Annotated in this window: 18 protein-coding genes; 10 read left to right on the plus strand and 8 right to left on the minus strand. The window is 65.5% G+C overall.

Going from position 1 to position 22465, the window contains the following annotated elements; genetic code table 11:
• Positions 1-158 precede the first annotated feature (158 nt).
• Positions 159-1037: a class I SAM-dependent methyltransferase gene (locus KAY22_RS10880; protein WP_296623223.1), complete on the minus strand. Its 879-nt coding sequence runs from the start codon at positions 1035-1037 to the stop codon at positions 159-161.
• Between the two features lie 61 nt (positions 1038-1098).
• Entirely contained in the window at positions 1099-2001 is a 903-nt protein-coding gene (locus KAY22_RS10885) for a LysR family transcriptional regulator (protein ID WP_296623225.1), read from the minus strand.
• A 109-nt stretch (positions 2002-2110) separates the two neighbouring features.
• Between KAY22_RS10885 and KAY22_RS10890 the strand changes: the two genes are divergently transcribed.
• Complete coding sequence (locus KAY22_RS10890) at positions 2111-3220, plus strand: NADH:flavin oxidoreductase/NADH oxidase (protein ID WP_296623227.1); 1110 nt, start codon at positions 2111-2113, stop codon at positions 3218-3220.
• 80 nt (positions 3221-3300) lie between these two features.
• Positions 3301-4035: a phosphocholine cytidylyltransferase family protein gene (locus tag KAY22_RS10895; RefSeq protein ID WP_296623229.1), complete on the plus strand. Its 735-nt coding sequence runs from the start codon at positions 3301-3303 to the stop codon at positions 4033-4035.
• A 26-nt stretch (positions 4036-4061) separates the two neighbouring features.
• Here the strand turns inward: KAY22_RS10895 and KAY22_RS10900 are convergent, their stop codons facing one another.
• The 3 genes from KAY22_RS10900 to KAY22_RS10910 are packed head-to-tail and all read right to left on the minus strand — an operon-like array spanning position 4062 to position 6176.
• Complete coding sequence (locus tag KAY22_RS10900; protein ID WP_296623231.1) at positions 4062-4607, minus strand: GNAT family N-acetyltransferase; 546 nt, start codon at positions 4605-4607, stop codon at positions 4062-4064.
• A 20-nt stretch (positions 4608-4627) separates the two neighbouring features.
• Positions 4628-5062, minus strand: a complete 435-nt coding sequence (locus tag KAY22_RS10905) for an HIT family protein (RefSeq protein WP_296623233.1) — start codon at positions 5060-5062, stop codon at positions 4628-4630.
• A 13-nt stretch (positions 5063-5075) separates the two neighbouring features.
• Positions 5076-6176 carry a CDP-alcohol phosphatidyltransferase family protein gene (locus KAY22_RS10910; RefSeq protein ID WP_296623236.1) on the minus strand — a complete coding sequence of 367 codons (1101 nt, stop codon included), beginning with the start codon at positions 6174-6176 and terminating at the stop codon, positions 5076-5078.
• A gap of 69 nt (positions 6177-6245) precedes the next feature.
• On the opposite strand from KAY22_RS10910, the gene KAY22_RS10915 reads away from it, so the two are divergent.
• Entirely contained in the window at positions 6246-7031 is a 786-nt protein-coding gene (locus KAY22_RS10915) for an NTP transferase domain-containing protein (protein WP_296623238.1), read from the plus strand.
• A gap of 140 nt (positions 7032-7171) precedes the next feature.
• Here the strand turns inward: KAY22_RS10915 and KAY22_RS10920 are convergent, their stop codons facing one another.
• Entirely contained in the window at positions 7172-9412 is a 2241-nt protein-coding gene (locus KAY22_RS10920; RefSeq protein WP_296623241.1) for a hypothetical protein, read from the minus strand.
• Positions 9413-9436: 24 nt separating this feature from the next.
• Positions 9437-10999, minus strand: coding sequence for an oligosaccharide flippase family protein (locus KAY22_RS10925; protein ID WP_296623242.1), 1563 nt, complete (start codon positions 10997-10999; stop codon positions 9437-9439).
• Positions 11000-11169: 170 nt separating this feature from the next.
• On the opposite strand from KAY22_RS10925, the gene KAY22_RS10930 reads away from it, so the two are divergent.
• The 3 genes from KAY22_RS10930 to zapE are packed head-to-tail and all read left to right on the plus strand — an operon-like array spanning position 11170 to position 13560.
• A complete protein-coding gene (locus KAY22_RS10930; protein ID WP_296623244.1) occupies positions 11170-11955 on the plus strand; it encodes a succinate dehydrogenase iron-sulfur subunit in 786 nt (261 codons plus the stop codon).
• A gap of 28 nt (positions 11956-11983) precedes the next feature.
• Positions 11984-12433: a PaaI family thioesterase gene (locus KAY22_RS10935; protein WP_296623246.1), complete on the plus strand. Its 450-nt coding sequence runs from the start codon at positions 11984-11986 to the stop codon at positions 12431-12433.
• Positions 12430-13560: a cell division protein ZapE gene (gene zapE, locus KAY22_RS10940; protein WP_296623249.1), complete on the plus strand. Its 1131-nt coding sequence runs from the start codon at positions 12430-12432 to the stop codon at positions 13558-13560. The genes KAY22_RS10935 and zapE overlap by 4 nt, the downstream gene beginning before the upstream one ends.
• Here zapE and KAY22_RS10945 read toward each other — a convergent pair.
• A complete protein-coding gene (locus tag KAY22_RS10945) occupies positions 13557-16490 on the minus strand; it encodes a CHAT domain-containing protein (RefSeq protein WP_296623251.1) in 2934 nt (977 codons plus the stop codon). The two genes, zapE and KAY22_RS10945, sit on opposite strands and share 4 nt — an antisense overlap.
• A gap of 307 nt (positions 16491-16797) precedes the next feature.
• Between KAY22_RS10945 and mdh the strand changes: the two genes are divergently transcribed.
• The 4 genes from mdh to KAY22_RS10965 form a co-directional block, all read left to right on the plus strand.
• Complete coding sequence (mdh, locus tag KAY22_RS10950; RefSeq protein ID WP_165324523.1) at positions 16798-17760, plus strand: malate dehydrogenase; 963 nt, start codon at positions 16798-16800, stop codon at positions 17758-17760.
• A 51-nt stretch (positions 17761-17811) separates the two neighbouring features.
• Positions 17812-18696 carry a succinate--CoA ligase subunit alpha gene (gene sucD, locus KAY22_RS10955; RefSeq protein WP_165324524.1) on the plus strand — a complete coding sequence of 295 codons (885 nt, stop codon included), beginning with the start codon at positions 17812-17814 and terminating at the stop codon, positions 18694-18696.
• A gap of 129 nt (positions 18697-18825) precedes the next feature.
• Complete coding sequence (locus tag KAY22_RS10960) at positions 18826-21732, plus strand: 2-oxoglutarate dehydrogenase E1 component (protein WP_296623257.1); 2907 nt, start codon at positions 18826-18828, stop codon at positions 21730-21732.
• Between the two features lies 1 nt (position 21733).
• The coding region (locus KAY22_RS10965; RefSeq protein ID WP_296623259.1) for a biotin/lipoyl-containing protein at positions 21734-22465 on the plus strand (732 nt) is incomplete at its 3' end.

Below are 22465 nucleotides of genomic sequence, written 5' to 3' on the forward strand. Positions count from 1 at the left end.
CGATTATCGTCCGGTGCACGACTATACGCTCACCGACGAGGTCGAATATATCAAGCCGAAGGCACGCGTTTACTGATCGCAGCCGACAGCTTCGAAACGGAAAAGGGGGCCTCGCAGCCCCCTTTTTTGTCCGCTTTGTCCGCTACATGGCGTGCCGATCAGGCCGCCTCGTCGAGCGGCGTCGCGTCCTCGTGCGGGGCGGGCAGGAAATCGTCTATCGACAACAGCGGGTGCGGATAGCGGAAATCGTTGCAATTCATCGGCAGGACGAAGCCTTCGGCCGCGCCAGGCATGAAATAATTGCCCTGATACATGTTGGGCTGGGTCACCGGGTCATATTCGTCATAGACCGAGCCGATCGGGGCATAGCTGAGGTCCATGCCGAACACGGCGTAGAGCGCCATGTCGACGAAGTTCATATATTTGGCGGTGCCGCGCAGATGCGTATCCTGCGCGATGATCGCGTGCAGCTGCTCGCGCGCGAAGGAGAGCGCAGCGAGGTCCTTGACCACGATCTCGAAATGATGCGCGCCGTCATGGTGGACGACCGTGCGGCGGGGTGCCTCGGTCAGCATAACATGGCGGACATAGGCGGGCAGGTCGCCGTGGAAAAGGCGAATGCGGCCGGCGGCCTCCGGATACATGCGCCGCGCCCGCTCATAAGCGTAGCGCAGATAATTGGCGCTGAGGTCGACGATATCGAGGGTGAAGTCGAACCGGTCCATGCAGCCGGCGAGGATCGAGGTCGCGCCGCCCATATAGCAGCCCACCTCGACGACATGGTCGAACTCGCCGTTGAAGTCGCGCAGCGTCTGCACCAGGTCGAAATAATAACGCGCCGAGCACTGGTCCTCGCAGGCCAGCGGCGTATCGTTCCAGCGTTGCCAGATCTCGTCGAAGATGCGGCTGCGGCCGAGCAGGCTCTCGCCCGCCTGGATCGCGCGGCCGCCCGAGAAGACCGTGCAGCCCAGCTTGTCATTGGGTTCCGCGAGTTCGGCGAGGCTCAGGTCGGGGTCGATGAAGCGCGCTGGGATCATGCTGGGCGTCCGATGCTGGAAATGTCGGCGTCCGGCCTAGGCTTATATGGTTAAAGCGAGGCTAACGGCTTTCTGCCGACGCCCCGTTGAGTGCCTCGATCAGCAGGGTGCGGGCGAAGGCGACACGCGGCTGGCGCAGTGCGCTGGGAGTCCAGGCGAGGTGGAATCGGTTCTCGGGCGTCGCGACGGGCGGCGGGATGATCGCGAGCCCGCCGCGAGCCACGGAGGCGGCGCAGAGATAGTCGGGCAGCACCGTCCAGCCGGTGCCGTTGCACAGCATCATCCGCAGCACACGCAGATCTGGAGCGGTCACGACCGGCATAGTCGGGGGCAGGGGAAGCCTGTTCGCCTGCAGCCATGTCCGCACCACCGGGCGTTCCAGATCATAGGCCAGATGCGGTGTGTCGGCGAGGGCGGCGGCGAGATCGGCGCTGTCCGCGATTGCCTTTGCCACGGCTGGAGAGGCACAGGCGTGGAGCTTTTCGGTGCCCAGGGGCTGGAAGGTGAGCCGGGGATCGTCGGGCCTGGACACTATGAAGGCGAGGTCGGTGCGGCCGTTGAGCAGCATATCGAACAACAGGTCGCGCCCGCCGACGTGGAGGCGTAGTTCCAGCCCGGCCTTGAGCAGCGGATCCAGCCGGGGGGCCACGCTCTCGGCCATATAGTCGGACGGGCCTGCAATATGGACGACGCCACCAATCTCCGACGAGCGCGCACGCATCGAGGCAAGGGCCGCCTCTGCGCTGTCGAGCGAATTGCCGAGGCTGGCTGCCAGGTCGTCGGCGATCGTCGTCGGCCGCACCCCGCGCGCATGGCGTTCGAACAGGGGGCGCCCCAGCTGGCTTTCGAGCGAGGCGACATGCTGCGAAACGGCGGGTTGGGTCAGCCCCAGCACGCGGGCCGCCTCGCTGATCGATCGGCGGCGATAGACCTCGACGAAGGTGCGGAGCTGCTGCAGCTGCATGGTCTATACATAACATAAATTATGGATGACCCGCGAGATGCTTTGATGCGTTTATGCGCCTCGATGCCTATGTCGGCTCCGTACCGATCACCGCGATCAGGAGATATTCGTGTCCGCTGCCAAGCTTTTCCAGCCGCTCACCGTCGGCGGCCTGACCCTCGACAACCGCATCGTCATCGCCCCCATGTGCCAATATTCGGCCGAGGACGGCGCGATGACCGACTGGCATATTCAGCATCTGGGCCAACTTGCCGCCTCGGGCGCCGGCCTGCTGACGATCGAGGCTACCGCCGTCGAGCCCGAGGGGCGGATCAGCTTCGCCGACGTCGGCCTGTGGGACGACCGGACCGAGGCGGCGATGGCCCGCGTACTCGAGGCGGTGCGCCGCCATTCGACGATGCCGATCGCGATCCAGCTCGCCCATGCCGGCCGCAAGGCGTCGACCGATCTGCCCTGGCGGGGCGGTGCGCAGCTGGCGCCTGATCACGCCAATGGCTGGCAGACCGTCGCGCCCTCGGCACTGCCGTTCGAGGCGTCGGAAAATGCCCCTACCGCGCTCGACAAGGCCGGGCTCGACCGTATCCGTGACGCCTTTGCCGATGCGGCGCGGCGCTCGGCCCGGCTGGGCCTCGACGCGATCCAGATCCACGGCGCGCATGGCTATCTGCTCCACGAATTCCTCTCGCCGCTTTCCAACCGGCGTGAGGACGCCTATGGCGGCAGCCTGGAGAACCGGATGCGCTTCCCGCTGGAAGTGTTCGACGCGGTGCGCGCGGCCTTCCCCGCCGATCGTCCGGTCAGCGTCCGCGTCTCGGGCACCGACTGGGTCGAGGGCGGCTGGGACATCGAGCAGACGATCGCCTTCGCCAAGGCGCTCGAAGCGCGCGGTGCGGCCGCGATTCATGTGTCGAGCGGCGGACTCGACCCGCGTCAGGCGATCCCGGTCGGCCCCAATTATCAGGTGCCGCTGGCCCGCGCCGTGCGCGAAGCGGTGTCGATCCCGGTCGTCGCGGTCGGCCTGATCACCGAGTATGAGCAGGCCGAGGCGATCCTGGCGACGGGCGATGCCGACCTGATCGGGCTGGCGCGCACGCTACTGTACGATCCGCGTTGGCCCTGGCATGCCGCCGCCCATTTCGGCGCGCAGGTGAAGGTGCCGCCGCAATATCTGCGCAGCCAGCCGCGCCGCTTCCGCGATCTTCTCGTCGAGGACCGGTAAGTTTGGGGCGACGGGGCAGGGCCATCCTGCCCCGCTCGCTTCATCATCCTGCCGCATTTGGTGCCTAGGCACGCACCCCCATGAAGAAAGCCATCATTCTTTCCGCCGGGCAGGGGTCGCGCCTGCTGCCGCTGACGGCCGACCAGCCCAAATGCCTGATCGACTTTTCGGGCCGCAGCCTGATCGCCTGGCAGATCGCGTCGCTGGTCGCGAACGGGATCGACCAGATCGTGGTGGTCACCGGCTTTCGCGACGAGAAGCTGGAGGCCGCGCTCGCGGCGCTGGCGCTTCCGGGCGTGACGATCAAGACGCGCTTCAACCCCTTCTACAAGGTCGCCGACAATCTCGGTTCCTGCTGGATCGTGCGCGAGGAGATGGACCAGGACTTCATCATCCTCAACGGCGATACGCTGGTCTCGCCCGAGATCGTCGGCCGGCTGATCGCGGGCGCCACCGCGCCGATCACGGTGACGATCGACGTCAAGGACAGCTACGACCTCGACGACATGAAGGTGCAGCGCGACGGTGATCGCCTGCTGCAGATCGGCAAGCGGCTGGAACCGGCCGAGACCAATGCGGAATCGATCGGCATGCTGGCGTTCAGGGGCGAAGGCCCCGCCATTTTCCGCCGGCAGGTCGAGGCGATGATGCGGACGCCCGAGGGCGTGCTCAACTGGTATCTGAAGGCGATCCACGCGCTGGCGCCGTCGGGCGTGGTCGGTACCGTCTCGATCGAGGGCCTGCGCTGGGCCGAGGTCGACTTTCCCGAAGACCTGCCGATCGCGCGCGCTCTTACGGAAAGCTGGGCGAAGTAGGGAGGTCCCGCTTCGGCTGTGCTCGCTTAGCGGCTCAGCGGACCCGAGGCGAAATCCTGCCCATCGATGGCATAGACGACATGTGCAACCATGGCGCCGGCCATGGGCACGTCCAGCATGCGCTCGGTCAGCCGACCCCCGATCTTCTCCACGGCCCTGCGTGAGCGGAGATTGTCTGCGCCGATGACGAAGATCACCCGCTCGAAGAAGCGCAGCGCATGGCCGACCATCAGCCGCTTGACCGTGAAATTGGTGGGTCCGCCCCATTCCGACCGCGCGAGGAAGGTCCATCCGATTTCGACCTCGTCCTCGCCGGCCCGGGCCCGGTCGAAGCGGGAGGAGCCGATGATCTCACCCGTCCCGGTCCGCGTGATGGCCAAGGCGCCACCGCTCCGCATCGCATCGTCGAAGGAGGTGCGGAAGATGGGCTCCTGCCAGCGGTCTCGCGCCGGATGCATGGCCCAGATGAGCGGGTCCGACGCGACCGCATGGAGCGCGCGCCAGTCCCCGGCCTGCAATGGCCGAAGCCTGATGTCACCATCGGTCAGTATGGGTTGAAGATCGACCGTCATTATTGAGACCGAAGTCCCCTTCAAACCGGCCACAGCTCCTTGAGCCAGCCGCTCAGCGCCTCGACCTGCTCGGCCGTCAGCGTCACCGCCTGGCCAAGCACCGGCTGTCCCGGCCAACCCGCGTCGGTGACCGACACGCCGGCCCATTCGCGTTCGCCCTCATAGCGGGGGATGACGTGGAAATGGACGTGGGGGTCTACCATCATCAGCATCAGATAGTTGATCTTGTCGAACGCCAGCGCGCCGCGCAGCGCATGTTCGAGGTCGCGGGTCACCGCCGAAAGCTCGGCATGGGCCCTGGCCGGAAGGTCACCGAAGGCGGTCGCGTCCGACTTCGCCGCCACGACCAGCGATCCCAGCGTCGGCTGGGCCGGGCGCAGCAGTATCACCCAGTGGCGATACTCATGGATCAGCGTCGCGGGGAAGCCGAACTTCTCGATCGTCGCGTTCGTCATCCCCGTCCTGTCCTCAGACCTGCAGCCAGCTGCGGATCTTGATGCCCTTCTTGCGGCGGCGCAACGCCTGCACCAGCCGCACCGCGTGGAAGACGCAGCTGAGCACGGTCCACACCGCCACCGCGATCAGGCCGATATCGGGGCGCTGGAAGATCGTGGCGACGAACAGGATCACCATGTTCGGGTTGCGCCGCGCGGTGATCAGGCGGAAATCGCTGTCGATCTTTTCCCACACATGGATGTGCATGCCGGCGAAGCGCTGGATGAAGGCGCCCTCGATCAGCCGCTGGACGACATAGCCCGCGACGATCGCGATCATCACAAGCGCGAATTCCAGATGGGTGAAGGCCAGCCCCCAGCTCGCCAGACCCACGCCCCACGCCCACCACCAGAAGGGCGGGTGGACCAGATCGATGCCATGGTCGAAGATGTCGCCCCATTTGCTCGACGTGATCGTGCAGCGGGCGAGCTTCCCGTCGACCGTGTCGAGCACCATGAAGACGAGGCCCAGCGCCATGCCGGTCCAGTACTGGCCGAACCAGAAATAATAGGTCGCCGCGACGCACAGGATCGCGCCGATCGACGTCACCATATTGGGCGACATGCCGATCCGCGCCGCGATCCGCGTCAGCACCAGCGCCCATTCGGGCCACAGATATTTGGTGAGGATGTCGGTGACGCCCTTATAGGCGCCGAAATAGGTCGCCCGCTCGATCTGCTTGACGCTGTCGGGCGTCAGCCGCTCGATCACCGGCTCCTCGCGCTTGCGCAGGACGACATTGTAGAAGACGCGGTGATCCTCGGCGCGGACCTCCTCCAGCCCCGCAGGGAAGCCTTCGCCATCCGCGCCCGCCGCACCGGCGGGCACATGCGCGATCACCGGCTCGCCGTTCAGGGTCAGCAGCTGTCCGGGGCGGTCGGCCATGAACTTCAGCCAGGCCGGCTCGAACACATGGCTCGCGGCGACGAGCAGCACCGGGCCCCCGTCGCGCGGCCGCGTCGACAGCTTCTGTGCCCGCGCGATGCGGCGCAGCCGCTCTTCGCTGGTCATGCCCCAGATTTTTGTCGAATTCGTCCCGATCGAGCGGACGCTAAGCGGCGCGTTGCTGGTCATGTCTTCCTTAAAACGGAGCGGGTCGGTCAGTTCCTTGCCCATCGCCGCCATGGCTGGCAATGCGGGATCATGACCAAAATGGTATATACCGTAATTCTCCTTGCAGGGCAGCGGCCCGGTGTCGACCCCTTGTCCGAACATTTCGACCAACCGTTCAAGGCGCTGATCGACATTGCCGGGCAGCCGATGCTCGCCTGGGTAGCGAGCGTTCTGGTACCGCGCGCCGATGTCGGCCGGGTGGTGATCGTGGCGCAGCAGGCCGACGCGCTGCTCGATCATCCGGCGACCCGCTGGCTGCGCGACGAGGCGAAGGTGGTGACGCGCGAGGCCGCTGGCTCGATCGCTGAGACGATCACCGCGACGATCGACGCGATGCCGCGCGGCTATCCCTTCCTCGTCACCACCGCCGACAATGTCCTGCTGACAGACGCGATCCTCGACCGCTTCCTGGTGGGCGCGGCGGGCAGCGACATGGCAGTGGGCCTGGTCGAGCGCCGCACGCTGGAGGCCGCTTATCCCGGCAACCGCCGCACCTGGCTCCCCTTTCGCGGCGGCGCCTATTCGGGGACGAACCTGTTCTGGCTGGGCAGCGCGAAGGCGCTGTCGCTCCTCGCCGTGTGGCGCCACGTCGAACAGCAACGCAAGAAAGCCCGCGCCATCCTGGGCGCCTTCGGCCCCGGCCTCGCTTTGCTGATCGCGCTGCGCATTTTGACGCTCGGTCAGGCAATCACCCGCGTGGGCAAGCGTTTCGGGCTGAAGGCGACGGCGGTGCTGCTGCCGCAGGCGGAGGCGTGCATCGATGTGGACAAGGTGTCCGACCACGCGATGGCGGAGGGGATTTTGCGGGCGAGGTGAGGGGGTGAGGGATATATGGAAGCAGTCGGCAAAATTTGTTCCGGAAGTTGTCAGGTCGGTTTCAGCGCGCTCGATGGACAAAGGAACGTTGTCGCCGAAAGTACGCGACAACACTGAAATCCAATGCATGATTGGTCGGGCTAGCTACGATTCTTCCGTTGCTTAAACGCTGGCATGTCTCGAATTGCACTGGGTGGCGCTTCCTCCGAAATCGCAGGCAGTTCAATCATAAATGGTCGACCATTCGACGTCATGAACGGGATACGACGCCAAAGCAGACGTTCAGAAAACCTCTTCAATGGTGGCGGATCTCGAAGGAGAACCTCGATATTCGCTTCGAACTCCGCCTGTGATCGGTAGAGCGTGACCGTGTCGTAAGCCATGCCGACGTCCCGCTCGAAGCGAGTGCCGCTTTGATAACATCCCGATCCGAGCAGTAACCTCAGGTAGTGAAGATCAACAACAGGCACGCCATAGCGTTCCAGGCCCATCCCAAAACCGTGGTTCAACACAACGATGGGTATTATTTGCAGCCTTTCCGCCTGAGCAGCATCAACGTTGAGAGTCTCCGCCAACGCTTCTCGGTTGGTATCGGCCCACGCGCGCTTCACTTCCGCTTGGGCGGTTGCGTTGTCTAGATTGTTCAGATGGTTCCGCTTTTCCGTTGGCTCGCTCGGAGCTACGAAGCATTTCACCTCCCCCACAAGTAGAATATTCCCCACTCGTACGAGAAGATCGATCTCCTCAGACTCACCCCGCCGCTTAAGCCCGTGCTCCGCAGTGGACACGTCGGTGAGAAGTTCGTTGTCGGCGAGGACATCCGACACCACCTTTCGGACATGCCGCTCGAACGCCTTCCCACGCCCCTTCACGCCATGGCTGTCCGAGATGCCGCCGCGCTCCATCCACGCCTCGACGCGCTTCACCGGTGAGGCGGACAGCAGGGGGGCGAGCAGGATATGGAGATTGCCAGTGCTCGGATTGGGCAGCAACGGTTCTGCCCATACGCTTTTCGCGAATATGCGACGGGTATCGTCGGGATTGCACGTAAACCAATCTACGAAGGATTGGGCGCGTTCCTCTGTCACGTTTAGACACTCGGTGAAGATTCTGATTAGGTCGTCCCGTGCGACCGTGAGCGAGAATCGCTCCACATCACGATCGTTTTCCCACCATGCGGGTCCGAGATCATCGGCGGCGAGCTGGGCCATGTCTTTCAATATCCACCACGCGCGGCAAAGTTCACGACATGTGAGATTGCCGCCCGGCGACTTCGGCAGTGCCTCGTCCATGAAGAGGCCAGTATAGACGCGGTCAAGGACATCTCTCTCGCTAACGTGGCTGCGCTGCTGGGCTATCGCGCCAGAGGCGCGGCCGGTGACGAATACACGGCGACCACTCGGTGGGCGGGAAATGCGGATTACAGTGCGCTCTATCGCTGGAACGACGGGAGGAAGTTTTCCTCCCGTCATGATATGTGCGCCCGCATCGATATGGAACTCTGCGGTCATATTCTGCAGGTCACGTTGGTCCCAGGCAAGCCACCGTCCAGCAAGGTCGCGGTCCCATGGCTCATCCACTAGGGTTCCGCCGTCATTGCGAAGCCTCGTACCGAGCCAGAGTGCTTCCAGCCATAGATGGCGCAGCGAATGCTCGATCGAAAAAACACGGAAAGCATGAGCTGCAAAACTGATCGCCGATTCCGGTTCGTCAGATGATGCGTCATCGGCTACCTGCCAGACATGGAAAAGCCAATGTGGCAAGCTGTCGACAAGATAGGTAAGCAGGTCGTCGGGAGGCATCTCCTGCCCGTTCGCGCCTTCCACGACCAGCTGCTGAGCGCGCTCCATGTCGAAGAATCTGCGGCTCTTCTGGACCTTCAGAGCCTTGCGAACCTTTTGCTGCAGGGTGAGATACTGCTGGTTCGCGAACGCGGCAAGAAGTCGGATAAGTCGGTGACGGTTGAAACCTTGCACGGTGGGAGGGATAGCGGAAACACGAAGCGACATCAGTTCGCGCCCGAAATGGATGGCTGCGACGCCGAGCTGCAAATCGCGCTCCGTTGGCGCGGCGAACGCGGCAACCGCGGATCGCCATTTGGCCTCATCGAACGCCGCATTCGTGGGGTGAGTGAGCACCTGAGCATTCAGTTGGCGCGTCAGTTCGCTCTCGGGTAGGTCATTCCACTGCATCATATCAAGATATCCTGCAGAACTGATCTGTGCCACCGCACCGTGGGCGGTCAGCCACCAATTTGAACTGATGGCAGCATAGGCAGAACCATCAAAAGCCCGGATTGCCTGCGCTGGCCCGCCTGCTGAAACAGCCTTTTGGCTCTTGTCGGCGCCGGGCGTGTGACAAATATGCTGAGCGATGGCCAAGCCAGTTTGGCCACCTATTACCCCTCACACCAACCGCAACCGCTCCGCCGTCTTGCCCAACGCCAGCTTGTCCTCGCGTCCCAGGCCGAACCTTCCCGAAAGCCAGATCCCGCCGGCCAGCAGCAGCACACCGACCCCGATCCGCACCAGATGGTGGAAGGGCGTCAGCGCCTGCGACAGGGCCAATATCCCTGCACCGACCAGGATTGACACGCTGGCCGTCCGCAGGAAGGGGGGAGCGAAGGGGTGGAGGCGGTCGTGGATCCACAGCTGGGCCATCGGGGCCAGCACCGAGATGGCGATGCCGGTCGACACCGCGATCGCCATGCCGTCCATCCCGCCCTGCGGCAGCAGCAGCGCGCCGACGGCGAGCGCGGCGGCGAGGCCGATCGCGCTGCCGATCAGGGGGTGGTGGTAGCGGCTGATCACAGACTGGATCGCGGCGGCCTGTCCGGCGACGGCCTCGATCAGGCGGGTGAAGGTGAGGAGGGCCAGCGCGAAGAAGGCGGGCTGGGCGGCCGAGCCGAACAGCGCCAGCAGCGCGCGGCCGCCGCCGGCGATGGTGCAGACGACCGGGGTCGCCACCGCGATCGTCAGGCGGGTGGCGAAGCCGTAGATTTCGAGGATGTGGCGGCGGTCGTGCCGTGCGGCTTCCGACGCGAGCGGGGCCATCACATAGGAAAAGGCCTGGCGGATCAGCTGGACGCCGCTCGCCAGCTTGCGCGCGATCGCGAACAGGCCGGCGGCGCTCGCCCCGCCTGCGCCGGGGATGATCGCGTTGAGGATCAGCGGGGGCGCATCGGCGAACAGGCGGCTGACGATGTTGCTGGGCAATACGGCCAGCCCCGCGAGCAGCGTCCGCATGGTCATTTCGGGATCGGGCTTGCCGCCACCCTTAAGAACGAGGTCCAGCCGGTAATAGCGGGCAAGCAGCCGGGTCGAGAAGATGCAGGTCAGCGCCAGCGAGCAGAGATGCGCCATCAACAGGCCCAGCGTGTCGGCGCCGAGCAGGCTGAGGACGATGGCGGCGATCATCCGCATCACCTGTTCCCACATCACGCGCAGGCGGATTTCGGGGCCGAAAGCCTTTCTCGCGCGCAGGGCCGAGGTGGCGATTTCCAGATAGGCCCAGAGCGGCAGCGCCCAGGCGAACAGCGCGATGCCCGTCGCCAGCTTGTCGCGGTCCTTGGCGGCGACGTTCATCAACTCGGCAATATAGGGGGCACCCAGGCTCGCCCCCAGCGCGATCAGCAGGCAGGGGATCAGCCCAAGCAGCATCGCCTTGCGCAGCAGGCCGGCGCGCTCGGCATCGTCCTTCGCCTGTGGCACGACGCGCTGCAACGCGCTGGTCATGCCCAGGTCGGCGAAATTCTCCACCAGGTTCACCGCCGACCACAGCACCATGTAGAGGCCATAGGTCGGCAGGCCGAACAGCCAGACATAGAGCGGCTGCGAGATGATCTCGACCACGCCGCCCGCGCGGGCGAGCAGGGCGGTGCCGGCGCCCTTGGCGACCTGGCGGGAGCCGGGGGGCAAATCGTCGGGCGCGGCGCTGGTGGACATTGCGGGCTTGTAGCGGTTCGCCATGCCCGTTCAAGGCCGGGTTCGCGGGGCTTTGCCGCCATGCGGCGGGGCCGTGCCGCACCCGGCCCAAGGGGAAGATGGCGGTATTCGGTCATATTTGTTTAGCTTTGGGCGTTGAGCCGCGCGGATCAATTCGCTATCGCGCAACCCAATCAAGGCAGGGGTTTCGAGTCATGGCTGAGTTCTCTCTCCCGAAGAACAGCAAGATCCAGAAGAGCGGTAAGGTCCACAAGGCCGCCCCCGGAGCCAAGGACGTCAAGTCGTTCAAGGTCTATCGCTACGATCCGGACAGCGGCGAGAATCCGCGCTACGACACGTTCGAGATCGATCTGGACGACTGCGGCCCGATGGTCCTCGACGCGCTGATCAAGATGAAGAGCGAGCAGGATCCGTCGCTGACCTTCCGCCGCTCGTGCCGCGAGGGCATTTGCGGTTCCTGTTCGATGAACATGAACGGCAAGAACGGCCTCGCCTGCACGACCGCGATCGAGGATTGCAAGGGCGAGGTTCGGATCACCCCGCTGCCGCACATGGACGTGATCAAGGATCTCGTCCCCGACTTCACCCATTTCTACGCGCAGTACGCGTCGATCCAGCCCTGGCTGAAGACGGTCACGCCGAACCCGTCGGGCAAGGAGCGGCTGCAGTCGCCGGAAGATCGCGCGAAGCTCGATGGCCTCTACGAGTGCATCCTGTGCGCCTGCTGCTCGACCTCGTGCCCCAGCTACTGGTGGAACAGCGACAAGTTCCTGGGCCCGGCGATCCTGCTCCAGGCCTATCGCTGGCTGGCCGACAGCCGCGACGAGATGACCGGCGAGCGCCTCGACGAGCTCGAGGATCCGTTCCGTCTCTATCGCTGCCATACGATCATGAACTGCGCCAATGTCTGCCCCAAGGGCTTGAGCCCGGCCAAGGCGATCGGCGAGATCAAGAAGATGGTCGTCGAGCGCCAGCTCTGACGAAGACGGACGGGATCGCCGCACGCTGATGGTGGACGAAACGAGCGCCTTCAGCGTCCGGCCGCATCCCGAACTGAACGGGTGGCATCTGTGGCGCAGCCATGATGCCGTCCGCTTCAACACGCTGCTGGGCGAACTGGCCGTGCGCTGCGAAGGCGAGGGCCGGGTTCGCCTGCGGATGCAGCCGCAGCAGCAGCTGTCGAACATGATCGGGGGGCTGCATGGCGGGGCGCTCCTCACCTTCATCGACGTCGCGCTGTTCGTCGGGCCGCTCGCCTGCGGCGACGACAAGGCGCTGGGCGGGGTGACCGTCGACCTGTCGACCCAGTTCGCGGGCGGCGCGGACCTGACCCGCCCGATCGACCTGCTGCTCGAAACGGTGCGCGAGACCGGCCGGATGAAATTCCTGCGCGGGGTCATCGATCAGGAGGGCGACATGATCGCCAGCTTCATCGCCACGGTGCGCAAGCCGCGATGACCTCCGTTCTTGCGCGCTATGAGGAGATGCTGGCGGCCGGCGAACTGCGCGCCGACCCCGACCAGCGCGCGACGATCGTCCGGCTCGATGCGCTCGCCCAGGCGCTGGAGGAACGGCCGAGCAAGGGCAGCCTGTTGTGGCGGATGCTGGGCAAGGCGCCGGCGCCGGTGCGCGGCCTCTACATGTGGGGCGGGGTCGGGCGCGGAAAGTCGATGATGATGGACCTGTTCTACGACTGCGTGCGGGTCGACTCCAAGCGCCGCGTCCATTTCCACGAGTTCATGCTCGAAGTGCATGATCGCCTGCGGGTCGAGCGCGCCAAGGAGAAGGGCGACCCGATCCCGCCGGTGGTCGAGGCGATCGCGGCCGAGGCAAAGCTGCTCGCCTTCGACGAGATGGTCGTCAACAACATGGCCGACGCGGCGATCCTCAGCCGGCTGTTCACCGGGCTGATCGTCGATGCGGGCGTCACCGTCGTCACCACTTCGAACCGCCCGCCGAGCGATCTGTACAAGGACGGGCTCAACCGGCAGCTGTTCCTGCCCTTCATCGACCTGATCCAGGAGCGGCTCGATGTGCTGCCGCTCAACGGCCCGACCGACTATCGGCTCGAACGGCTGGGCGGCTTTCCGGTCTGGTATGCCCCGATCGGGCCGGAGGCGACCAAGGCGGTATCCGACGCCTTCTTCCGCCTGACCGACTATCCGCCCGAAGACAAGGCGCATGTCCCCACCGCCGACATCGCGGTGCAGGGCGGGCGGACGCTGCATGTGCCGAAAAGCCTGAAGGGCGTCGCGGTCTTCTCGTTCAAGCGGCTCTGCGCCGAGGCGCGCGGGGCGGCCGACTATCTGGCGATTGCGCGCCATTATCATACGGTGATCATCGTCGGCATTCCGCTGATGACGCCCGAGAACCGCAACGAGGCCGCGCGCTTCAAGGTGCTGATCGACGCGCTGTACGAACATAAGGTGAAGCTGCTCGCGACTGCGGCGGCCGAGCCGGAATCGCTCTATCCCGACGGCGACGGCGCGTTCGAATTCGAACGGACCGTCTCGCGCCTGATGGAGATGCAGAGCGAGGACTATCTCGCCGCCGGCCACGGCCTCGACGAGCAGGTTTCGGCCTAGCGCCCGACGAAGACGAAGGGCGCCCAGTTGACCGGCTGGTCGGCGCCCTCGAACGGTTTGCCGTCGATCATCCGCAGCATCGCCTTGCGCAGCGCGGCGGCCGGGTCGGCGCCGCGCCCGTAGCGCCGCACCGTCTCGACCGACAGATAGGCCGCCGCATCGTCGCGCACTGCCCAGTGCGAGGCGAGCAGGTTGCGCCCGCCGGCATAGAGAAAGGCGCGCGCGATGCCGGCGAGGCCGCTGTCGTCGCCGCCGCCGCCGCCCGCTGCGGTATTGCACGCCGACAGGATGACCCAGTCGGCGGCGATGCGCAGGCGCATGATCTCGCTGGCGGTCAGCAGCCCGTCGTCGGGCGCAGCGGGGGTCATCACCAGCGCCGGTTCGTCGAGCCCGTCGAGATCGCCCGCCATCAGCCCATGGGTGGCGAAGGCAAGGACGCTGGCCCGGGTCAGATCGGCTTCGCGCACTGCGGCCTCGGTCGCGAGCTTGCCGGTCAGGATCGACTGTTCCGGGGCGGCGAGCGCCTGTGCGACGGTGCGTAGCTCGGGCTCGGTCGCGGGCAGCGAGGGCAGGTCGCGCACCTTGCGCGCCATCTCGGCCGAACGATAGGCCATGGCGGTGCCGCTCGGCGCCAGGTCCGGCGCACCGATGGCAACGAAACCGCGCAGCTCGCGCGATCCTGCGGTCGTGCGCGGCGCGGTCAGGCTGTAGAGGGACGGCAGCGTGACCAGCACATGATCGCGGATGAGCCAGCGGGCGCGGGCGAGCGAGGGCGCGTCCTGGCGCGGCGCAAGCAGCGCGAAGGGCAGGGTCGTCAGGCTGGCATTGCTCGCCATGAGCAGGCGTGGCTTGCCGGCGACGACCTTCCGGATCGCGGCGGGAAAGAGCAGTTCGTGGAGGCGTGCGGACGCGTCGAAGTCGAAGGCGCTGGTCGGTCGGCTATCGGCAAGCGCGGCGCGGGTCTGCGCCGCAGGGCCGCCCAGTCCGTCACGCAGTCGCGCGACGAGGCCTGCAACATCCTGCGTCGTCGCAGGGGAGGTCGTCATGGCGATGCTGTCGCTGCTGATCGCAAGCAGGGTCAGCCCCCGTTCGCCCGCTGCGACGACCAGCATCGCCTCGTCACCCTTCAGCGCGGCCCGGGCCTGATTGAGCGCGAGGGGAACCGCGCCGGCCGGCGTCGCCAGCTCCGGCGCCTGGGCCGCGAGCGCCGCGCTGCTGTCCGCGAGCCGCCCGGCCGCAGCCTTTCGCTGGAGCGCGACCTCGTCGATCAGGGCCTTGTCGGCGCCTCGTCCGGCGAGGCGCAACTGGCGGTCGAGCAGCGCCTCCAGCTCGATCGCCGCATCCTGTCGGCGGCGCAGCAATTCGCCGAGGCGCGGGTCCCTGGCCGTCGATCGCGCCAGTTCGTCGCGCACCGCGCGGCCCGCCGAACTGTCGAGCAGCCGCTGGGCGAAGCGGAAGGCGAGGGCCTCGTCCCCGGCCGCGACGGCCGCATCGAGCGCCCAGCCATAAGCGGCGCGAATCTCGATCTCGAGCCCCGAACGGCGCGCACCCGTCGCGCGCAGGCGGGCGAGCCGTTCGTCGAGCAACTGTCCAGCCGCCTCGACCCGCCGCAACCCGCCCGCCCGATCCCCGCTGCGTATCTCGATCGCGGCGAGCCGCGCTTCGCCGGTGAGGGTTGCGACGTCGTCGGCCGGGAAGGTCGCGCCGCGCAGTTGCTGTGCCTCGCGCTGGGCCGCGGCTGCGGCTGCCATATCCCCCCGGCGGAACAGCAAGGTCGACAGCCGGTCGCGGCCGATGATCCGGTCGCGGTGGAAGGGCGGCAGCTTGGCGTCGCGCGCGGCGACCACGTCCTGCTGGATCGCGATGGCCTGCGGTACATCGCCAGACGCGGCGACGGCGTCGGCTTCGCCCTCGCGCGCGATCAATGTGCGCTGGGCATCGGGGCCGAGCGCATTCGTCAGAATTGCGCTGGCTTCACGGGCGATGTCGATCGCTTCCCGCGTCTTTCCTTGTGCGGTGAGGGCCTGCGACACCATCGCCATATAGCTGACCGCCTGCTGGCTCTGACCGAAGCGGGCGACGGCGATGTCCACGGCTTTTCGAGCGACTGCCTCCGCCTCTGCGGGCCGACCGAGCGTCAGCAGGATGCGCGCGAGGGTGTTGAGGTTGATCGCGAGAAAGGGATGCCCGGCAGGCAATATGGCTTCCAGCGTCTCCTGGGTGATACGCGCCTGCTCGACAGCCTCTTCCAGCCGGCCCGACTGCAGCAGATAAACGGGCAGGTTGGAGAAGCGCGGCGCGGCGTTGACCGGTATCTTCGCATGGCGTCGGTCTTCCGCATTGGCCTTGCGGACAAGCTCGATCGCCTTGTCGAAATTGCCGAACTCGAACTCGGCATTGGCCAGGTTGGAATAAGCGGCGGCGACATTGCTGCTGGGCTCGCCCCGGCTCGTCGCGATGCGCCATTCCAGCACCTCGGCCGCCAGCTTGCGCGCCTTGTCATGCTCGCTCAGCGTCATCAGGATGACGACCTGCCCATTAGCGAGCTCCATGCGCCGGTCGCGATAGGCGGCACCGCCGGCCTCCAGCAGCGGCGCCAGTCGTTCAGCGCGCGCGAGGGCACCTTTGATGTCGCCCTGAAGATAATCCGCCGTGACCAGTTCGCCCTCGATCCAGGCAAGTTCCGGATGACCGGGCGGATAGAGGGTCGCAGCATAGGCGAGCACGTCTTCCCACGCCTTGCGATAGGCGGCGGGATCGGCGCCCTCGTCGAGGTCGTCGGCCGCCTTCTTCATGCGTTCGAGCTTGGCCCTTTGCGCGACCGAGGGTGGTGCCACCTCGGCCATGGCCGAAACGGCCCCCGCTGCCGCTTCCTGAAACCACAGCATCGACAGCGTCGCGGCCGCAGCCAGCCCTACATGCCTGCGCATGATCCATACCCCCGTTTCCCTAGGGGATATCTACTTCAACGGATTGGAGAAGTCTCCCCGCTATCAACCGGGCGAAGGCGCGCGCCGACGGCCAGGGGCCAGCTGACGACGATCGTGGAATCGGCGATGCGCCGGACGGTGCAGAGAAGCGCCCAAACGCAGCTTTGTCTCCTCTCCAAAAAACTTGTCCGCCATGCCCATGCAATAGTTGCCCCTTCGGGATCGCGGAGCTAAGCGGGCGTCGCACTTCGGGCGTCCGCGTGCGCGTGGCCGCCTCCCTAAACGATCTTCATGTCGGAGGAGTCGGATGGCTCGTACTAAAATTGCGTTGATCGGTGCCGGCAACATCGGCGGTACCCTGGCCCACCTCGCCGCTTCCAAGGAGCTCGGCGACGTCGTGCTGTTCGACGTGGTCGAGGGCGTTCCCCAGGGCAAGGCGCTCGATCTGTCGCAGTGCGCCCCGGTCGAAGGCTTCGATGCGAAGCTCAAGGGCACCAATGATTATGCCGACATCGCCGGCGCAGACGTCATCATCGTTACCGCCGGTGTCGCCCGCAAGCCGGGCATGAGCCGCGACGACCTGCTCGGCATCAACCTGAAGGTCATGAAGGCCGTTGGCGAGGGCATCAAGGCCAACGCCCCCGACGCCTTCGTCATCTGCATCACCAACCCGCTCGACGCGATGGTGTGGGCGCTGCGCGAATTTTCGGGCCTGCCGCACAACAAGGTCGTCGGCATGGCCGGCGTGCTCGATTCGGCGCGCTTCGCGCATTTCCTCGCCGAAGAGTTCGACGTTTCGGTCCAGGACGTCACCACCTTCGTGCTCGGCGGCCATGGCGACACGATGGTTCCGGTCGTCGAATATTCGACCGTCGCGGGCATCCCGATCCCCGATCTGATCAAGATGGGCTGGTCGACCAAGGAGCGCATCGATGCGATCGTGCAGCGCACGCGCAGCGGTGGCGGTGAGATCGTCGCTCTGCTGAAGACCGGTTCGGCCTTCTATGCGCCGGCGACCTCGGCGATCGCGATGGCCGAGAGCTATCTGAAGGACAAGAAGCGCGTCCTGCCGTGCGCCGCCTATCTGACCGGCCAATATGGCGTCGACGACCTTTATGTCGGTGTTCCGGTCATCATCGGCGCGAACGGCGTCGAGAAGATCGTCGAGATCGATCTGTCGGACGAGGCCAAGGCCAATCTGCAGGTGTCGGTCGACGCGGTGAAGGAACTGCTGGTTGCCTGCAAGGGCATCGACAGCTCGCTCGCCTAATCGATTTCAGGGACACGCCTCCCCAAGGCATAAGGAAGGTTCGACAGGCACATGAGTATCCTGGTCAACAAGAATACCAAGGTCATCACGCAGGGCATGACCGGAAACACCGGTACGTTCCACACCGAACAGGCGCTGGCCTATGGCACGCAGATGGTCGGCGGCGTGACGCCGGGCAAGGGTGGCACCACCCACATCGGCCTGCCGAACTTCGACACCGTGCATGAAGCGGTCGCCGCGACCGGCGCCGACGCCAGCGTCATCTACGTGCCGCCGCCCTTCGCGGCCGATTCTATCCTGGAAGCGATCGACGCGGAAGTTCCGCTGATCGTGTGCATCACCGAGGGCATTCCTGTGATCGACATGATCCGGGTGAAGCGTGCCCTGCAGGGTTCCAAGTCGCGCCTGATTGGCCCGAATTGCCCCGGCGTTCTGACTCCGGAAGAGTGCAAGATCGGCATCATGCCGGGCTCCATCTTCAAGAAGGGCTCGGTCGGCGTCGTCTCGCGTTCGGGCACGCTGACCTATGAGGCGGTGTTCCAGACCTCGGCCATCGGCCTGGGCCAGACCACCGCAGTCGGGATCGGCGGCGATCCGGTCAACGGCACCAATTTCATCGATGTCCTGGAGCTGTTCCTGGCCGACGACGAAACCAAGTCGATCATCATGATCGGCGAAATCGGCGGTTCCGCCGAAGAAGAAGCCGCGCAGTTCCTGCGCGACGAGGCCAAGCGCGGCCGCAAGAAGCCGATGGCCGGCTTCATTGCCGGTCGTACCGCGCCTCCGGGCCGTCGCATGGGCCATGCCGGTGCGATCGTCTCGGGTGGCCAGGGCGGCGCCGAGGACAAGATCGCGGCCATGGAAGCGGCCGGGATCAAGGTTGCGGCCAGCCCGTCCGAACTGGGCACGACGCTGGCGGAAGTGCTCAAGGGCTAATATAGAACCACTACCCCCGCCTTCGGGCGGGGGCGGCGTTTCACGCCTCGTTCATTTAACGACAGTATCAACCCACATTGCTGTGCTTCGGGCCTAAGTCCCGGGGTGGGTGCAGACAAGGATGGTGAGATGGGTATCGAAGGCGTCGGTTTCGACGGACCGGAGGGAGTCAGTGCTTCCTTCGTAGAATCGCTCTATCGGCAATATTGCGCCGACAAGACAAGCGTACAGCCTGACTGGCAGGCATATTTCGCGACAGTGGAAGCCGATGTGTCGGGTCCGAGCTGGGCCCGGTCCAACTGGCCTCCGTCGACGACCGACTCGCTGACCGCAGCGCTCGATCCGACCCAGATGACCGTGCCGCCGAAGCCCGCGAAGGGCGCTCCGGCACCCGTCGCCGCGCCGGCTTCGCAGGGCATCAGCCAGGCCGAGATCGAGCGACGCGCGCTCGATTCGATTCGCGCCATCATGCTGATCCGTACCTATCGGGTACGCGGCCATCTGCTCGCCAACCTCGACCCGCTCGGCCTTTCGCAGCGCGACGAAACCGAGGATCTGAGCCCGGCCTGGCATGGCTTCACCGAAGCCGACATGGACCGCGAGGTCTATATCGCGGGCTTCCTTGGCCTCGAGCGGGCGACCGTCCGTGAACTGATCGCCATCCTCCGCAAGAATTACTGCGGCAATGTCGGCATCGAATATATGCACATCAGCGACGTCGAAGAGCGTCGCTTCCTGCAGGCCCGCATCGAGGGCAAGGACGCCGAGATCAGCTTCACGCCCGAAGGCAAGAAGGCGATCCTCAACAAGGTGATCCACGCCGAGCAGTGGGAGAAGTTTCTCGGCCGCAAATATGTCGGCACGAAGCGCTTCGGCCTCGACGGCGGTGAATCGATGATCCCCGCGCTCGAAGCGGTGATCAAATATGCCGGCGCCTATGGCGTGAACGAGGTCGTGATCGGCATGGCCCATCGCGGCCGTCTGAACGTGCTCTCCAACGTCATGGAGAAGCCGTACCGCGCGATCTTCAACGAATTTGCCGGTGGTTCTTCGAACCCGGCCGATGTCGGTGGTTCGGGCGACGTCAAATATCACCTCGGTACCTCGACCGACCGCGAGTTCGACGGCAACAAGGTTCACCTGAGCCTGTCGCCGAACCCGTCCCATCTGGAGTGCGTCAATCCGGTGGTGCTGGGCAAGGCGCGCGCCAAGCAGACCAAGGTCGACGATCTGGAGCGCTCGCGCGTCCTGCCGATCCTGCTGCACGGCGATGCCGCCTTTGCGGGTCAGGGCATCATCATGGAGTGCTTCGGCTTCTCCGGTCTGCGCGGCTACAATACTGGCGGCACGATCCACTTCGTGATCAACAACCAGGTGGGCTTCACCACCTCGCCGCAGTTCGCGCGCTCGTCGCCTTATCCGTCGGATATCGCCAAGATGGTCCAGGCGCCGATCCTGCACGTCAACGGCGACGATCCCGAAGCCGTGACTTGGGCGTGCAAGGTCGCGACCGAGTTCCGTCAGACCTTCAAGCGCGACGTCGTGATCGACATGTGGTGCTATCGCCGCTTCGGCCATAACGAAGGCGATGAGCCGGGCTTCACCCAACCGCTGATGTACGAGGAAATCCGCAAGCATCCGCCGGTCAGCGCGCTCTATAGTGCGCGTCTGGTCGAAGAGGGCGTTATCGACGCCGACTGGACGCCGCAGACGGAAGCCGAGTTCGTCGCGCAACTCGAGGCCGAGTTCGAGGCTGGCAAGGCGTACAAGGTCAACAAGGCGGACTGGTTCGAAGGCGACTGGACCGGTTTTGCCGAGCCGCGTGAGGCGATCACCGAGCGCCGCGCTGCGGTGACCGGCATCAGCGCGGAGGCGATCGGCGACCTGGGCAAGCAATTGACCACGGTTCCCGAGGGGCTCTCGATCCACAAGACGCTCGCCCGCATCCTCGACGCCAAGAAGGAGATGTTCGAGTCCGGCAAGGGCTTCGACTGGGCGACCGCCGAGGCGCTCGCCTTCGGGTCGTTGCTGCGCGACGGCTATGCTGTCCGCCTGTCCGGCCAGGATTCTGGCCGTGGTACGTTCAGCCACCGCCATGCGGTGTGGGTCGACCAGAAGGATGGGCACAAGTACATCCCGCTGTCGGCGATGGACCGCCGTTTCCAGGTGCTCGACAGCCCGCTGTCCGAGTTCGGCGTGCTGGGCTTCGAATATGGCTATGCGTCGGCTGCGCCGAACACGCTGGTCATGTGGGAAGCGCAGTTCGGCGACTTCGCCAATGGCGCGCAGGTCATCATCGATCAGTTCATCTCGTCCGGCGAGGCGAAGTGGCTGCGCGTGAACGGTCTCGTGATGCTGCTGCCGCATGGCTATGAAGGGCAGGGGCCGGAGCATAGCTCCGCACGTCTCGAGCGCTATCTGCAGCTGTGCGCGGAAGACAATATGCAGGTCGCCAACTGCACCACGCCGGCCAATTATTTCCACATTCTGCGCCGGCAGATGGTTCGCCAGTTCCGCAAGCCGCTGATCATCATGACGCCCAAGTCGCTGCTCCGCCACAAGTCGGCGGTGTCGACGGCCGAGGAAATGATGGGCGAGAGCCGCTTCCAGCGCGTTCTGCGCGACACCAACCCGCCGGCCGATGCCGACGTGCGTCGGGTCGTGCTGGTGTCGGGCAAGCTCTATTATGAGCTGGCCGAGGCACGCGACGCGGCGGGCGACAAGAACACGATGATCCTGCGCCTTGAGCAGCTCTATCCGTTCCCGGCGGATGCGCTGATCAGCTTCTTCAGCCGGATGCCCAATCTCGAAACAGTGGTGTGGGCACAGGAAGAGCCGAAGAACCAGGGCGCCTGGACCTTCGTCGAGCCCTATATCGAGAAGGTTCTCATCGAAAATGGGGGCGCACCGAAGCGTGCCGTCTATGCGGGCCGCAAGGCTGCCGCTGCGACGGCGACCGGTCTCGCCCGCAACCATGCCGTCCAGCAGGCGGCACTGATCGCCGACGCGCTCGGCCACGAATCGAAGGGTAAGTAAGATGGCTACCGATGTGGTTGTTCCGACGCTCGGTGAATCGATCACCGAGGCGACGCTGGGCCAGTGGCTCAAGAAGCCGGGCGAGGCGGTGAAGGCCGACGAACCGATTGCAAGCCTCGAGACCGACAAGGTCGCGGTCGAGGTCCCCTCGCCGGTTGCCGGCGTGATGGGTGAGCTGGTTGTCACCGAGGGCGATACGGTGAACGTCGGCGCGGTGATCGCGCGGATCGAGGAAGGCGCCAGCGCCGCGACGGCGGCGACCCCGGCGGTCGAGGATCAGACCGCAGTTGGCAAGGCCGAAGCTGCCGCACCGGCTGAGCCCGCTGCCGCGCCGGCCGATGACGAATCGGGAGATCCGGTGACGCTGTCGCCGTCCGTCCGCCGCGCCGTGCTCGAATATGGCGTCGACCCGACGAAGATCAAAGGCACCGGCAAGGACGGCCGCCTGACCAAGGACGATGTCGTCGCGGCTGCGAAGAACCAGCCCAAGGTGGCTCCGGTTGCCCCGGCCCCGGCGCCTGTCGCTGCGGTTCCGGCATCTTCGTCGGGTGGTCGCAAGGAAGAGCGCGTCCGCATGACCCGCCTCCGCCAGACGGTCGCCAGCCGCCTGAAGGAAGCGCAGAATACGGCAGCGATGCTGACCACGTTCAACGACGTCGACATGACGGCGGTGATCGAGGCGCGCGCCAAGTATAAGGACCTGTTCGAGAAGAAGCATGGCGTCCGCCTGGGC

Origin of the sequence: Rhizorhabdus sp. (assembly GCF_018006725.1) — a bacterium.
In the GTDB taxonomy this organism is placed as follows: Bacteria; Pseudomonadota; Alphaproteobacteria; order Sphingomonadales; family Sphingomonadaceae; genus Rhizorhabdus.

What these genes read in the sequence shown, in the direction of transcription:
- zapE (WP_296623249.1), top strand. Translation starts at nt 12,430, where the DNA reads ATGACCTCCGTTCTTGCGCGCTATGAGGAGATGCTGGCGGCCGGCGAA.
- KAY22_RS10880 (WP_296623223.1), bottom strand. Translation starts at nt 1,037, where the DNA reads ATGATCCCAGCGCGCTTCATCGACCCCGACCTGAGCCTCGCCGAACTC.
- KAY22_RS10930 (WP_296623244.1), top strand. Translation starts at nt 11,170, where the DNA reads ATGGCTGAGTTCTCTCTCCCGAAGAACAGCAAGATCCAGAAGAGCGGT.
- KAY22_RS10895 (WP_296623229.1), top strand. Translation starts at nt 3,301, where the DNA reads ATGAAGAAAGCCATCATTCTTTCCGCCGGGCAGGGGTCGCGCCTGCTG.
- KAY22_RS10915 (WP_296623238.1), top strand. Translation starts at nt 6,246, where the DNA reads ATGACCAAAATGGTATATACCGTAATTCTCCTTGCAGGGCAGCGGCCC.
- KAY22_RS10960 (WP_296623257.1), top strand. Translation starts at nt 18,826, where the DNA reads ATGGGTATCGAAGGCGTCGGTTTCGACGGACCGGAGGGAGTCAGTGCT.
- KAY22_RS10945 (WP_296623251.1), bottom strand. Translation starts at nt 16,490, where the DNA reads ATGCGCAGGCATGTAGGGCTGGCTGCGGCCGCGACGCTGTCGATGCTG.
- KAY22_RS10935 (WP_296623246.1), top strand. Translation starts at nt 11,984, where the DNA reads ATGGTGGACGAAACGAGCGCCTTCAGCGTCCGGCCGCATCCCGAACTG.
- KAY22_RS10910 (WP_296623236.1), bottom strand. Translation starts at nt 6,176, where the DNA reads ATGACCAGCAACGCGCCGCTTAGCGTCCGCTCGATCGGGACGAATTCG.
- KAY22_RS10905 (WP_296623233.1), bottom strand. Translation starts at nt 5,062, where the DNA reads ATGACGAACGCGACGATCGAGAAGTTCGGCTTCCCCGCGACGCTGATC.
- KAY22_RS10885 (WP_296623225.1), bottom strand. Translation starts at nt 2,001, where the DNA reads ATGCAGCTGCAGCAGCTCCGCACCTTCGTCGAGGTCTATCGCCGCCGA.
- sucD (WP_165324524.1), top strand. Translation starts at nt 17,812, where the DNA reads ATGAGTATCCTGGTCAACAAGAATACCAAGGTCATCACGCAGGGCATG.
- KAY22_RS10925 (WP_296623242.1), bottom strand. Translation starts at nt 10,999, where the DNA reads ATGGCGAACCGCTACAAGCCCGCAATGTCCACCAGCGCCGCGCCCGAC.
- KAY22_RS10900 (WP_296623231.1), bottom strand. Translation starts at nt 4,607, where the DNA reads ATGACGGTCGATCTTCAACCCATACTGACCGATGGTGACATCAGGCTT.
- mdh (WP_165324523.1), top strand. Translation starts at nt 16,798, where the DNA reads ATGGCTCGTACTAAAATTGCGTTGATCGGTGCCGGCAACATCGGCGGT.